The sequence below is a fragment of the Terriglobia bacterium genome, assembly GCA_020072845.1.
Taxonomy (GTDB): Bacteria; Acidobacteriota; Terriglobia; order Terriglobales; family Acidobacteriaceae; genus JAIQGF01.
This window is the reverse complement of the sequence record JAIQGF010000009.1, coordinates 1-13,612: the sequence shown is the minus strand read 5'-3', so window position 1 is coordinate 13,612 and position 13,612 is coordinate 1. Positions and strand designations below refer to the sequence as shown.

8 protein-coding genes and 3 pseudogenes are annotated in these 13,612 nt (G+C 60.0%); 5 read left to right on the top strand and 6 right to left on the bottom strand.

The window, feature by feature from the left end:
- The first annotated feature begins 88 nt into the window (after nucleotides 1-88).
- Nucleotides 89-718: pseudogene (locus LAN70_09195) on the top strand (discoidin domain-containing protein).
- 216 nt (nucleotides 719-934) lie between these two features.
- Nucleotides 935-2,764: pseudogene (locus LAN70_09190) on the top strand (choice-of-anchor D domain-containing protein).
- Nucleotides 2,765-3,929: 1,165 nt separating this feature from the next.
- Here the strand turns inward: LAN70_09190 and LAN70_09185 are convergent.
- Both LAN70_09185 and LAN70_09180 read right to left on the bottom strand, forming a co-directional pair.
- Nucleotides 3,930-4,583 (bottom strand): hypothetical protein, encoded by a 654-nt coding sequence (locus tag LAN70_09185; protein ID MBZ5511333.1) that lies wholly within the window; start codon nucleotides 4,581-4,583, stop codon nucleotides 3,930-3,932.
- Between the two features lie 13 nt (nucleotides 4,584-4,596).
- Nucleotides 4,597-5,310, bottom strand: a complete 714-nt coding sequence (locus LAN70_09180; protein MBZ5511332.1) for a response regulator transcription factor — start codon at nucleotides 5,308-5,310, stop codon at nucleotides 4,597-4,599.
- 372 nt (nucleotides 5,311-5,682) lie between these two features.
- Here LAN70_09180 and LAN70_09175 point away from each other — a divergent pair, with 372 nt between their 5' ends.
- Together LAN70_09175 and LAN70_09170 are read left to right on the top strand one after the other, a co-directional pair.
- On the top strand, nucleotides 5,683-8,514 hold the full coding sequence (locus LAN70_09175; protein MBZ5511331.1) for a choice-of-anchor D domain-containing protein: 2,832 nt from the start codon (nucleotides 5,683-5,685) through the stop codon (nucleotides 8,512-8,514).
- A gap of 52 nt (nucleotides 8,515-8,566) precedes the next feature.
- Complete coding sequence (locus LAN70_09170; protein MBZ5511330.1) at nucleotides 8,567-9,994, top strand: choice-of-anchor D domain-containing protein; 1,428 nt, start codon at nucleotides 8,567-8,569, stop codon at nucleotides 9,992-9,994.
- 9 nt (nucleotides 9,995-10,003) lie between these two features.
- On the opposite strand, the gene LAN70_09165 is transcribed toward LAN70_09170, so the two are convergent.
- The 4 genes and pseudogenes from LAN70_09165 to LAN70_09150 form a co-directional block, all read right to left on the bottom strand.
- Nucleotides 10,004-10,363: a fibronectin type III domain-containing protein gene (locus LAN70_09165; GenBank protein MBZ5511329.1), complete on the bottom strand. Its 360-nt coding sequence runs from the start codon at nucleotides 10,361-10,363 to the stop codon at nucleotides 10,004-10,006.
- A 36-nt stretch (nucleotides 10,364-10,399) separates the two neighbouring features.
- Nucleotides 10,400-10,897: an N-acetyltransferase gene (locus LAN70_09160; protein ID MBZ5511328.1), complete on the bottom strand. Its 498-nt coding sequence runs from the start codon at nucleotides 10,895-10,897 to the stop codon at nucleotides 10,400-10,402.
- A complete protein-coding gene (locus tag LAN70_09155; protein MBZ5511327.1) occupies nucleotides 10,894-12,018 on the bottom strand; it encodes a Gfo/Idh/MocA family oxidoreductase in 1,125 nt (374 codons plus the stop codon). Before LAN70_09155 ends, LAN70_09160 begins: the two co-directional genes overlap by 4 nt.
- Nucleotides 12,019-12,371: 353 nt before the next feature.
- Nucleotides 12,372-12,838: pseudogene (locus LAN70_09150) on the bottom strand (NAD-dependent epimerase/dehydratase family protein).
- Between the two features lie 301 nt (nucleotides 12,839-13,139).
- Here LAN70_09150 and LAN70_09145 point away from each other — a divergent pair.
- Nucleotides 13,140-13,612, top strand: a 473-nt coding sequence (locus tag LAN70_09145) for a DNRLRE domain-containing protein (GenBank protein ID MBZ5511326.1), incomplete at its 3' end; no start/stop codon positions are given.

Here is a 13,612-nt window from a genome sequence, read left to right as displayed (position 1 = left end):
GATACTGACTCCCGCGTCCATTGCTGCAGGCGGGGATACCAGCACGGCGTCGGTGACCCTGACCAGCGCGCCCTTAACCGATGTCTCCATGGCCCTCACCAGTAGCAACCCGGGTGCGGCGACGGTGCCGGCGACGGTAGCCGTGAGCGCAGGCACAATAACCGCGAGCTTCCCTGTGACTTCCGCTTCTACCGTGAGCACGACGGTAACCTCGGTTATTGGCGCTACCGTCAACGGATCGAACGGAACGGCCATCCTGACCGTTACCCCGCCTTCGCTGGCTAGTATTCCCCAAAGTGGATGGCGGGTGCTGTACGTGGATAGCGTGGCGACCTGCGGCAACGGCGGCGCGACCAACGCCATCGACGGCAATCCCGGCACGACGTGGTTCACGGAATGGTGCAAGTCGTCGCCTCCGGCGCCCCACGAGATCCAGATTGATCTGGGCGCCAGCTACACCATCAGCGGCTTCCAGTACCTGCCGCGGCAGGATCAGTACAGCAACGGCAACATCGCCAATTACGAGTTTTACGTCAGCATGGACGGGGTGAACTGGGGGACAGCCGTTGCCAGTGGCACGCTGATGACCAGCGCCTCCGATCACACGCAGAAGCAGGTGACCTTCACCGGCACGGCGGGACGCTACGTGCGGCTGCGGGCGTTGACGGAAGTTACTGGTGGCCCTTGGACTGCCGTCGCCGAACTGAACGTGCTCGGAGCGCCGGTCTGGTCCGGCCTCCTCGCCCCGAGCCGGGCGATTAACTGGAGCAGCGCAGGAGTCACCGGCGGCATTCCCAACCGCACCACCGTCTGTGCGACGATCAATCCCTACGCCGGGCCCGCCGATGCCATCAACACCGCGATTGCAAACTGCCCGAGCGGTCAAGTCGTGTATCTAAATGCGGGCATCTACCATCTCTCCACCGGCATCGTGATGCAAGAAAACGTGACCTTGCGCGGAGCTGGAGCCGACCAGACTTTCCTGGTTTTCACACTCAGCGACGTTGCGATCTGCACGCTTATCCCGACGGACATTTGCTTCCAAAAACATCCCCTGTACTACGGCAGTGGCGAGGTTCAGCCGGGGGGCAGTAACGCAGCGACGTGGACCGCGGGGTACGCGAAGGGGACCACGCAAATCACGTTGAGCAACATCGGCAGCTCCGGTCTGTCTGTTGGTCAGTACATCTTCTTGGACCAGGCCAACGACATTGCCGACAACGGAAGTCTCTTCGTTTGCGATACCACCAGTCCGTTCGCCTGCTCCGCTCTAGGCAGCTCACCGGGGCGCAACCTCAACGGGGTTGACCGCAGCCAGATCCAGATCGTCAAGATCACCGATTGCACTCCGTCCTGCACCAGCGGAAGCACGTTCACGATCACTCCGGGCCTTTACGCCGGCAACTGGAGCGCAGCGAAAAATCCTGGCGCTTGGTGGATGTCGCCGATCCAGTCGGCGGGACTCGAAGACCTCTCGATCGATAACAACAATAATGGAGCCTTCACGGGAGGAGCGGTCATGCTCGCGGGAGCGATGAATTGCTGGATCAAGGGCGTACGTTCGATCTCCCCGGGCTACTACCGCAATCACGTGTGGCTTTTCCAGTCGGCGCACAATACTGTGCAAGACAGCTATTTCTACGGAGTGCTGGGAACGAGCAGCCGCGGCGTTGAATCTGGCATCGCGTCGGATGACCTGATCATGAACAACATCTTCCAGAACGTCGATACGCCGCTGCTGGCGGGTACTTCCGAAGCGGAGGTGTACGGCTACAACTTCTCAATCAACGATAATTACAGCGGGGTACCGAGTCTCTTGAACCAGAGCACCGACGTGCATGGTGCGGGAACGATCTACAATCTTTTCGAAAGCAACAATGGCAACGGATTCCGGGCTGACGTCATGCAAGGCGCCGGTGGCCTCAACACCCTGTTCCGCAACCGATATAACGGGTGGGAATCCGGCAAGACGCAATCGCTTAACCCGATCATAATCAGCTCGTATAACAGATACGAGAACTTAATCGGCAACGTTCTCGGCCAGTCCGGAGTACAGACTGCCTATGAAAACAGCGACGTTCCCATCTACGACATCGGCCGTGGAGATTGTTGCGACGGCGTCGTGGTTGCCGACGATTCGATCGTCGTTTCCACCATGATGCGCTGGGGAAACTACGATACCGTGAACCGAGCAAATCGCTTCTTGGCGTCGGAAGTGCCGAGCGGAATTGGCGCCTACGCCAACCCCGTTCCGGCCGGCGACACCCTGCCGCCGTCGTTCTTTCTGAACGCAAAGCCGGGTTGGTGGGGCACCATGCCCTGGCCGGCGGTCGGCCCCGATGTGACCGGTGGGGACATCCCGGATATCGATGGTCACGCCTATAAACTTCCGGCGCAACTTTGCTACGACAACGCTACCAAGGACGCTAATGGGGTTCTAATCGATTTCAATGCTGATCGTTGCTACGCCGCAGCCGGGCCTCCCGAGTCCTCAGCGCTGGCAGTCACACCGACGGAGATCTCGTTTGGAGATGTGGCTGTCGGAAATACACAGACCCTGGCAATCACCATTTCGAATCCAGGCACGACCAGTACAATCGTGTCCGCTGGCACCGCGAGTGGAACTGGATTTGCAATTGTCAGTCCGACTTTCCCGCTGGCGTTAGCTGCCGGAGCGAATCAGGTGGTAACGATTTCCTTCTCGCCGCAATCGATCGGTTCTATCACCGGCGGTGTGACGTTTACCAGCAATGCGGCCTCTTCCCCGGTAGTTTCGCTGGTTGCGAGCGGCAACGGCATCACCCCCATCACTTGCTTCACCGTGGCTCCCACGGATGTATCGTTCGGGACAGCAATACTGGGGTTCACGTCGCTGCAGAGCGTTACGCTATCCAACACAGGTAACACATCGCTGACCCTGTCCAGCACTACGGTGACTGGCGCCGGGTATAGCGTTACCAACCCCGCTCTGCCAATAACAATCCCGGTCGGCTTCAGCCAGCCGATTACGATATCGTTTACACCGCCGGGGGACGGTCCATCCTCCGGCACGGTAACTTTCAACACAAATGCTACTTGTACTCCAGCGCCACCCGTCGCATTGACGGGCACGGGAGGGTTTGCCTCCGGCCACACGGCGACTCTCAATTGGACAGCGAGCACAACCGCCACGGACGTCAGTTACAACGTGTATCGGTCAACGACATCGGGAATCCTGTTCCAGAAAATCAACGTTGCGCCGGTGACGGGAACAACGTTCGTCGATTCCAGTCTCGCCAGCGGCCAAACCTATTTCTGGGTAATAACGGCCCTCGGTGGAGACGGGACAGAAAGCAGTTATTCCACGGAGATTTCTGCCACAGTGGGAACGCCATAATCCGCGTCGCACTGCCTAGGATCGAGTTTGCTTCCGGCTTTCCCGCGGTGCTGCTGCTTAACGATTTGCCATTACATGGGACTACCTGCTTTTAGGGTTGCGGGGCTCGCGGCGCGATTTCGAGTCTCGTCCTGGAAGGGCAGAACAATACTGCGCTCAGCTTTTACCGACCCCCAACAAGGGCAATCCGGGCCGCAATCGTGACCGGGGACCCGAAGCTCGACATCGACAACAACACACTGCAGGATATGATCCAACTGGGCCTCCATATGTACTGGTTGTTGGAGCTTCAAGTCTGCATTTGCAGGATGATTACCACTTCATTCCCTTGACTTTAAAAGGAAACGACAGCCGTGGAAAACATTTTCCAGGTAATAGTTACGTTAATAGCGAAAAAAGCTGCAGTCGTTCCGAGGTTGGGAGCTGCATTGTCGAAAACGGAAGGCACGGAGCGCCTTGGTCGGGAGCGGGCGAGGCTGGTGAAATAGAGCGTTGATCGATGGGGCTTCAGCGCTTTACCACGTTCCAAAGAAATGCGACGCACAAGGTGAGTTTACGAAAAGGGATGCCAGGCAATATCAAGCAAGAGTTTTTCCAATTCGACGATTTCGGTTCGAGTGCCATCGCGCGTTTGCCACCACCGGTCGGGATCGAATTTGGAGTAGTGCGCGGGCTGAACCGTGACGCTCGTTTTGTGGCCTTTCATGGCACGCCGCAGTATGCGGCCGAGCCGTCGCGAGTGGTCGGATGTGGTCACCACCACGACAGAGCGGTACTGGTGCTGGTCGCACCAAGCCGGAAGCACTTCCCCCTCCTCCTCGCTTCCCGTCACATTTCTTGCGATTTGCTCAATGTTGTAGATGCCAAGCGATCGGAGCTGGCGAGTGGAAACCGCGGCACGATCTTCGTAAGGTAATCCCCGGCGGAGAAACTCGCGGTCGATGGCGTCCGGGGGGTCGGCGAAAACCGCGACGCGCGTCGACACGCCGTTGTGGACAAGGTCGGCCGCCTCGAGCGTCCCGGCGCCGTCGGCACTCACGCCGACGACGATGATGTCGGCGGACAGGACGGGCTGGTAGCTAAGAACCAGCGCCCATCCAGCCGACCGCAGAATGTGGCTTCGAATCGCCGGTACACCAATGGCAATACAGCTCGCCAGGACGACAACGGCTAGAATCCGAATCCACCGCTGGACGCGAGCACGCATTAGAGCAGAATCACTAATGGACACGCCCGAATTCGCCCAGGGTGGCGCCGGCAACGGAAGGAGAGGTCCGAGAAGCCTCCTGGTAGGCCATCACAATGAGGTCAGCTCTGCGACCCACCCCGAATTTCCGCAAGAGGTTGGAGACATGGAATTTGACGGTGCGTTCGGAAATGTTCAGTCGACTCCCGATTTCCTTATTCGAGAGGTTTTCCAGCAGAGCCTGGATGACTTCCTTTTCGCGCCGACTCAGCCGTGCGCGGGAGGACATGGCCGCACCATGTGTCGTCTTGGCGAGAACGGAATCGACAAACCTGGACAGCAACGTCCGCGGCACCCAATATCCGCCCGCATCAATTGACTGCAGGGCACGCTGGAGCTGATCCGCAAGTTGTGAGTGCTGCAAAAGACCCTTCACCCCCAGTCGAAGCAGCGGAAAAGCGACGTCCTCACTGAAATCTCCACCGACCAGGAGCAAGCGGGCGTTGGGATACCGTTCCATTACCTTTGCCACCAGGGATTCGGTCGCCATCCGGTTGCCTTCGAAATCGACGACATACACGCTCGCACGTGGAAGCGAAGCTTTGCCTGAAAGCTGCGGCTCGACTCTCTTGGGCTGAACGCGAGCGGGAACCGTGCTGAGCAACCGCTGAAACTCTGCCAGCACGAGTGGGTGGTTCGCCAGCAGGCAGACGGAGATCTTCCGGGTTGACGCCGGCGGTATTGGCATGTCGCGAATGCTCAGAATAGCGCAAAACCGTGGTGTGGGCAATTCTCAGCAGGCGCCCTGATTGCATAAGAAGGAAGACCCAAAACGAGCCCTGGCAGGGTAGTTGCGACTGCAACTCGGGATCATCTCCTCGACTGGTTCCGGTCCCCACGGTACTGCGACAAGCCTGCGGTTCGCTGGTTAAGCGCATGGCCCCCAGGCTCGACCCCCCATCCAACATCGCCTGGCAGCGGAATGCGCGGCAGGCTGGACCTTAGTACAGGCGAAGTACAGCAACCCTTTGCTGTCCCTTTTCTGACACCCTGTCCAGTAGTTTCGCCGCGTGGCCTCTCCTAACCTTGCAGGAAAGCAATCTTATTGGGAGATGTACTCATGCGGGCTACGCGGCTCATTCTTATCGTGGCGGTCGTCGTTGCGGTCACCCTCCCCCTAGCAGCCAATAATCTGCCGTCCATCACGTCGATTTCGCCTAGTGCGGTCCCCGCTGGTTCCGGCAGCTTCACTCTTACGGTTTCGGGCTCATACTTCAATGGCAAGGACAAGATTACCTGGAATGGCGTGCGGCTCACCACAACGCTCGTCTCGCTGACGCAGGCCCAGGCAGTGGTTCCGGCTAACTACCTGGCCAGTGCCGGTAATGCCAACGTAGCGATATGGGATTCCCGGTCGGGCACGTTTTCCAGTGCGGTGACATTCACGATCACTGCCGGTGCGCCCGTCAGTGTCAGCATTGAACCGGGCAGCACCGCATTAAGCCCGGGCAGCCCGCAGCAATTCACCGCCGCCGTCAGCGGCACAACCAACACTGCCGTAACCTGGTCGGCCACCGGTGGAACCATATCGTCCACCGGGTTGTACACCGCCCCCAGCCCCGTCAGCACGGCGCAGGTGCTGCCGGACGCAGTGGGACCGAGTCCGGCAGGCGCCTCGGTCAGGCACGGCTCAACCGTGAGCTGGCTGCACGCGGCTTCTGGCGACAACCGTCTCGTGATGGTCGGTTGTTCGCTTGGCAAACTCGACCTCCCGCCATTCACGCTCTCGGTGACCTACGGCGGCATCAGCATGCTCAGCGACCCCGTCAGCCTGAAAAAGGTCAACGGCACGGGGGACGGCGCGGTGCAGATGTTTTACCTGGTCGCCCCGCCCACCGGTCAACAAACGGTGATGGTAACGCTGTCCGGAACAACGGCGGACTTGGAGTGCGGGTCGGTCAGCTTTACCGGTGTCAATCAATTGACCCCTCTTCGCCACACCGCCACCAGTACTGGGTATAGCAGCACGCCCTCGATATCGATCAGCAGTGCTATCGGGGACATGGTCGTCAACGCGATCGACTATGGATGCTCGGGTGGCAGCTCGGCACAGGCCCTGGCATGGATGAAGCAAATCAGTTGTTCTACTGGAGGCAGCAACGGAGCTCAATCGATAGCCGCTGGTGCAGCTTCGGTGGGGATGAATTACCGGATTGCCAACGACCAGTGGGGCATGGTGGCTGCGGACATCGCTGCGGCAGCAAGCGCCAACACCTCTGCTGCGGCACCTAGCGCCAACACCTCCACTGCGGCACCTAGCGCCAACTCCTACGCGGTCACAGCTACCAGTGTAGCCGACCCGACCAAGTCGGCCAGCGCGGTTGTGACTGTTAGCACGAATTCCTCCCCTGTTGTTAGCGTTAGCGTCTCGCCCACCACGGCGACGGTAACCACCGCTGGCACGCAACAGTTCGCCGCCGCTGTGAGCGGCACAACCAATACCGCGGTAACTTGGTCGGCATCCGGTGGAACGGTTTCCTCGACCGGCCTGTACACCGCACCCAGCACCGCCGGCAACTACGTGGTCACGGCCACAAGCGCTGCCGATCCGACCAAGACGGCAAGTGCTACCGTGAACGTCAGTGCGCCTGTCATTGTCAGTGTCAGCGTTGCACCCACGAGTGTGACGGTAACCACCGGCGGCACGCAACAGTTCACCGCCACTGTGAGCGGCACAACCAATACCGCGGCGACCTGGTCGGCGACCGGTGGAACGGTTTCCTCAGTTGGCCTGTACACCGCGCCGAGCACCGCCGGCACCTACACGGTCAAGGCCACGAGCGCCGCCGATCCGACCAAGAGTGCCAGCGCCAGCGTGAGCGTTTCTGCACCGGCCACGGTCAGCGTCAGCGTTGCTCCTACCAGCACAACCACGACCACCAACGGCACGGCACAATTCACCGCCACAGTCAGCGGTTCCACCAATACCGCGGTGACCTGGTCGGCGACCGGTGGAACGGTTTCCACAGTTGGCCTGTACACCGCGCCGAGCACCGCCGGCACCTACACCGTCAAGGCCACGAGCGCCGCCGATCCGACCAAGAGTGCCAGCGCCAGCGTGAGCGTTTCTGCGCCCGTCACGGTCATCGTCAGCGTTACACCGAACAACACGACGGTCACCACCAATGGCACGGTGCAGTTCACCGCCACGGTAACAGGTTCGACGAACACGGCGGTGACTTGGTCGGTGGCCAGCGGCAGCGGGACGGTCTCGACCAGCGGCCTCTACACCGCCCCATCCACGGCCGGTACCGCTTCGGTGCTTGCCACCAGCGTGGCCGATCCCAGGTCCAGCGCTTTGGCAAACATAACCATCAACGCCCCGGCCACCGTGCTCTTGTCAGCTTCCCCGACCTCGGTTTCATTCGGGTCGGTGCTGGTGGGAGGGTCGGCCAGCCAGGCGGTGACGCTTAGCAATACCGGCAACTCGGCGGCAACGGTCTCATCGGCCAGCTTCACCGGTTCGGGGTTCGGTCTCAGCGGCCTTACCTTCCCGTTCACGCTGGCCGCGGCGGCCAGCAAGAGTGCCAGTTTGACCTTTGCGCCGGCCAGCAGCGGCCCGGCTTCGGGCAGTGTCTCGTTCGTGAGTAATGCGACGAACTCGCCGACAACGGTGGCGCTCGGCGGCTCGGGCACGGCCCCGGTCCAGCACAACGCCATGCTGAGCTGGCAAGCCGGCAGCTCGAACCCGTCTGGCTTCAATGTGTACCGCTCATCAATCAGTGGCGGGTCATACACACGGGTAAACAGCACCACGAACGCAACTCCCAGTTACACAGATTCCACAGTGCAATCGGGACAGACCTACTACTACGTTGTTACTGAATTGGACAACACAGGAATGGAGAGCGGGTACTCGAGCCAGGTGGCGGCGGTGATTCCCACGCCGTAAGACCCTGGCCAAAGCTGGTTGCAGCGCAAGTCCGTTGTCGCGAGGTTGGTTGATGAAGCAATTATGGAAAGCCCTACATGTCGTGCTTCTCGTCACCCTAACGCTGATCCATTCAGGTTGCGGCGGAGCAGCCGGCGCGGGTTCAACGACAACATCGAAAACGAGCAGCGCTCCTGCGACGGTTAGCGTCAGCGTCGCCCCAACCAGCACGACGCTTGCTGCCAATGGCACCGTGCAGTTCACCGCCACGGTAGGCGGCACCAGCAACACCGCGGTGACTTGGAGCGTGGCCAGCGGCGGAGGGACGGTGTCCAGCAGCGGTCTGTACACTGCCCCGGCTTCAGCCGGCACAGCTACGGTGATGGCCACCAGCGTCGCAGATCCCAGCAAGACTGCAACCGCCACCGTGACGATCACTGCGGCCGGCGGCTCTGCGATCAGTGTCGGTATTTCGCCTACTAGCACAGCGATGACCACCAACGGCACGGCACAATTCACCGCCACGGTCAGCGGCTCCACCAATACCGCGGTGACCTGGTCGGCGACCGGTGGGACGGTTTCCTCGACCGGTCTCTATACCGCGCCGAGCACCGCCGGCGCCTACACCGTCAAGGCCACGAGCGCCGCCGATCCGACCAAGAGTGCCAGCGCCACCGCAACCGTTACTGCGCCAGTCATCGTCAGCGTTACACCGAACAACACGACGATAACCACCAATGGCACGGTGCAGTTCACCGCCACGGTAACAGGTTCGACGAACACGGCGGTGACCTGGTCGGTGGCCAGCGGCAGCGGGACGGTTTCGACCAGCGGCCTCTACACCGCGCCCTCCACGGCCGGTACCGCTTCGGTGCTTGCCACCAGCGTGGCCAATCCCAAATCCAGCGCCCTGGCCAACATAACCATCAACGCCCCGGCCACCGTGCTCTTGTCAGCTTCTCCGACCTCGGTTTCATTCGGGTCGGTGCTGGTGGGAGGGTCGGCCAGCCAGGCGGTGACGCTTAGCAATACCGGCAACTCGGCGGCAACGGTCTCATCGGCCAGCTTCACCGGTTCGGGGTTCGGGGTGAGCGGACTTACATTCCCGTTCACGCTGGCCGCGGCGGCCAGCAAGAGTGCCAGTTTGACCTTTGCGCCGCCCAGCAGCGGCCCGGCCTCGGGCAGTGTCTCGTTCGTGAGCAATGCGACGAACTCGCCGACAACGGTGGCGCTCAGCGGCTCGGGCACGGCCCCGGTCCAGCACACCGCCATGCTGAGCTGGCAAGGCGACTCGTCAGCGACTGGCTACAACGTGTATCGCTCAACGGTGACGGGTGGGCCGTATACGCGGCTGAACAGCGCGCTGAATGCCGCTGCCAATTACGCGGACTCCACCGTGGCCTCAGGACACACTTACTACTACGTGGTCACGGAGATGGACAGCTCAGGATTGGAGAGCGGGTACTCGAGCCCAGCGACGGCGGTGATTCCCACGCCTTAGCTTCAAGGTTCAATCGTTCGGGATCACGGCCACGACCCGGTCCGAAAACTTGCTTTCAACACCAGCAGCGGTCACAGCCGTCGTCACATAGTAGTAAGTCGCGCCGGCCTCAACATCGGAGTCGACATACGACGTATCGGGATGAACAGTGGGGTTGATGCGGGTGTACGAGCCGCCAGGTTTCGTCCGATAAATGTTGTAGCCCTTCACCGCCGATGTGCTCGGTTTCCACGACAACTTGGCCGAATGCGGGGTGGATGCCCGCTTAGGCGAGCTGAGGCGGGAGTAGCCTCTGAAACTGATGGCGATGCAGACAAGAAGGAGTAGGGCGATTCCTAGGAGGCGTGCGGGTTGGAAAATGCCCTTCAAGTCCCACTCTCTGAAAAGCCAGCAATGCAATGCCGCTTAACGGCCGACCGGGCTGGTTGCAGGCGCGATATACCGGAGCAGTTTCGCGGGGTTGCCGGCGACAATCGCGTTCGCCGGCACGTCCTTGGTGACCACACTGCCGGCGCCGACAATCGCATTCTCGCCGATCGTAACCCTTGAGAGGATGGTGGATCCGGAGCCGATGGAGGCCCCCTTCTTCACCACCGTGGTCTCCACCTTCCAGTCGGCTTCGGTCTGTAACTGGCCGCCGGCGGTGGCGCGCGGGTAGGAATCGTTGATAAACGTCACGCTGTGGCCCACAAAAACGTCGTCCTCAACGGTCACGCCTTCGCAGATGAAGGTGTGGCTGGAGATCTTGCAATTGCGGCCGACGGTGGCTTTTTTCTGGATCTCGACGAATGCGCCAATTTTTGTGTTATCGCCGATTTCGCATCCGTACAGGTTGATGAACTTTGAGAGTTTAACGTCTTTGCCGAGCTTGACGTCGGGGGCGATACAAACGAATTCGCTCATAGTTGGACGATATTACCGCGTTTCTGAATGGATTCGTCAGCCGCTTCCAACATTTTGACGATCCGCAATCCGGCATGGCCGTCGTTAATCGGCGATTTGCCGGTGGCAATGCATTCGAGGAAGTACTCAAGTTCCAGCTTGAGGGCTTCGGTCTGCTCGATCTGCGGCGCCCACATGTCGCCGCAGCGGTAGCTGACGAGCATGTCGTACACGCCTTCGCGGGTCTTCATCTGGACGCCCTTATCGTACACCTTGATCTTCTCATCGGCTTCCAGGTCGTTCCACACCAGCATCTTCTTTTCGCCGCCGACCAGAGTCGTGCGCACCTTCACCGGCGAAAGCCAATTGACGTTCACATGGGCGATAACTTTGTTGGGATAGTACACCGTCAGGTACGCGACATCCTCTACGCCGTTAACGTGGTTCTGGCCGGTGGCGACGATCGCTTCCGGCTTGGACTCGATGAGGTAGTCCATGATCGAGAGATCATGCGGCGCCAGGTCCCACACGACGTTCACGTCGTGCTGGAACAGGCCCAGGTTGACGCGCGTGGAATCATAATAGTAGAGGTCGCCGAGCACGCCCTGGTCGATCAACTGGCGGATCTTGCGCACCGCGCCGGTGAACAGGAACGTGTGGTCGACCATGATCTTGAGGTTCTTGCGCTCCGCGATTTCGATCAGCTCCGCGGCCTGAGCGACACTGGCCGTGAATGGCTTTTCGACAAAAATGTGCTTGCCATTGAGCAGTGCGGCCTTGGCTAATTCAAAATGCGAGCAAACCGGTGTGACCACGGCGACAACGTCGATGTGAGGTGAACGAATCACCCCGGCGACATCGGTGGTTACTTCCATGCGCGGATGTGCTTTGGCAACTTTGGCAAGCGCTTCCGGACGCGAGTCGCAAACCACGGTCACCCGCGAGTGCTCTTGTATGTCAAAATTGCGAACGATATTCGGTCCCCAATAGCCGTAGCCGATGACGCCTACACGCAGAGCGTTGGTCTTGAGAGATGCCGCGGGGAGTGCCCAGGGGGCCAAAATACCGCCAGTTCGAGCCCCAGCCTTGGGTGGCTGTGTTGATTCCGTGTCGGCCGCGTCAGGCGTTGGCCATGTTGCCATGATCCCTGCTCCTCCATTACCCCAGAATGCCGCTGCTTGGGTTGAAGCAATCAGCGTGCCACCAAGACGCTTGGCAGAAAACGGCGCCAAGGACGTAAGCTGCTGATAATTAAGGCCCATGCCGTGGAGCGCTTTTTGTTGATGGCAGATGAGGTGTGCAATCATCTGCACACAAAGGAAGACCTTTGTCTTGTGGACCCCTTGCGCCCACTACATATAAAGGAGATGTACCTGAAGATGCTCACCCGGGAAGTTGCGTGGCTGGCGAGAACGCGCCGGACCAGACCGGCGCCGTCAAAGCAAGTAGCGCTGTCAGGGGTGTGTCCGCGGGTGCATCGCCCTTCGGCGCGCCCCTAGCCTCGCCGCATGGTTGCGGCATCCTCCCCAACGAATTGACGGATGATCTCAGGGAGCGCGACCTGCACCGTCCAAGTTGGGTAATCAGCCCGGAATCGCCGCTGGTCGCTGATATAGCAGAAGGTCCCGCACGTGTTGATGTCGAAACCATGAAAAATACAAGCCTTGGCGAGTTCGTGGGAGGTTGCGCCGCGCAATGGACGACGAGCGCAGGACGAGCTTCTTTGATTAACTGCAAGACTCCCTGACGGAATCGAATGTCGAGGTCATGGTGTTCAAAGTTCCTGCAGGCCTGCGCGAGCCGCTGCGCGATGGTTCGCGTGTCGCCGTCGGCGCCGAAGAACACCATGTGCATGTTGTTGTCCACACCGTGGACACGCCATCCCAGACGATCAAAATAGGCTACGCACTCGGAGCCCATGAGGCCCGAGGACCCGGTGACGAGGACGGATTTGGGCGCCATTTCATCGATCGCTGAGCGAGCAGCAAAGAGCGGCAGATGGGACGGCTTCTTTGGGGGGTACCGTTACGAAAGTGGAAGGAAGCTGCATGCTTCAATGTTGCAAAAATGTTGCAAAGCTTTTGCAGTAGCAAGGATCTAGGTTGATTCTGAATGATTCTAAACACTTTATGGCTGAAACGATTGGCAATTCACGTGCCTTTCTTACGAACGCCCCTCCCAGGATGTGCTGACAGGGCTTGAAAAATCGCTGTAGCTGTCATCGCAAGAATGTGTCGAATCTGCACGCCGGAGAGAAACTGAAATGTCATCGCTGCGTTCGTGGTCCTTCTCAGCCGTAATTCTATTGCTTGGCATTCTCGCAATCGTTCCGACGGTGGCATTGGCCCAAGCGCCAGTCACCGACGATACGTTTGTCACGCAGACCAGCGCCGACAGTAACTTCGGCAACCAAGGCACATTGGCTGTGCAGGCCGGTGCGCAGCCCACCTACACCTACGTGCGATTCAATCTGTCGCAGGTGCCGGCGGGTTCCACCGTGACCAAGGCGACGTTGCGGTTGTTTGTCACCGCCGCTACCACCCCGGGCGCGTTCGACATTCGCCTGGCAGGCGGGCCGTGGTCGGAGTCCGCTCTGTCCTGGAATAGCCAGCCTGGTTCAGGGCCGGGCTCGCTCGTGTTTGGTGGCAGCTGCGCAAGTCCGATTCCCGCGACTGCCGATCCTACGCATCCGCAGTGCATTTCCACCGGCCAGGTCGATGGCTACGTCATCATCGA

Excerpts from the sequence above, each read along its gene's own strand:
- LAN70_09160 (MBZ5511328.1), bottom strand. The coding sequence starts at position 10,897 with ATGAGCGAATTCGTTTGTATCGCCCCCGACGTCAAGCTCGGCAAAGAC.
- LAN70_09170 (MBZ5511330.1), top strand. The coding sequence starts at position 8,567 with ATGAAGCAATTATGGAAAGCCCTACATGTCGTGCTTCTCGTCACCCTA.
- LAN70_09185 (MBZ5511333.1), bottom strand. The coding sequence starts at position 4,583 with ATGCGTGCTCGCGTCCAGCGGTGGATTCGGATTCTAGCCGTTGTCGTC.
- LAN70_09175 (MBZ5511331.1), top strand. The coding sequence starts at position 5,683 with ATGCGGGCTACGCGGCTCATTCTTATCGTGGCGGTCGTCGTTGCGGTC.
- LAN70_09180 (MBZ5511332.1), bottom strand. The coding sequence starts at position 5,310 with ATGCCAATACCGCCGGCGTCAACCCGGAAGATCTCCGTCTGCCTGCTG.
- LAN70_09155 (MBZ5511327.1), bottom strand. The coding sequence starts at position 12,018 with ATGGCAACATGGCCAACGCCTGACGCGGCCGACACGGAATCAACACAG.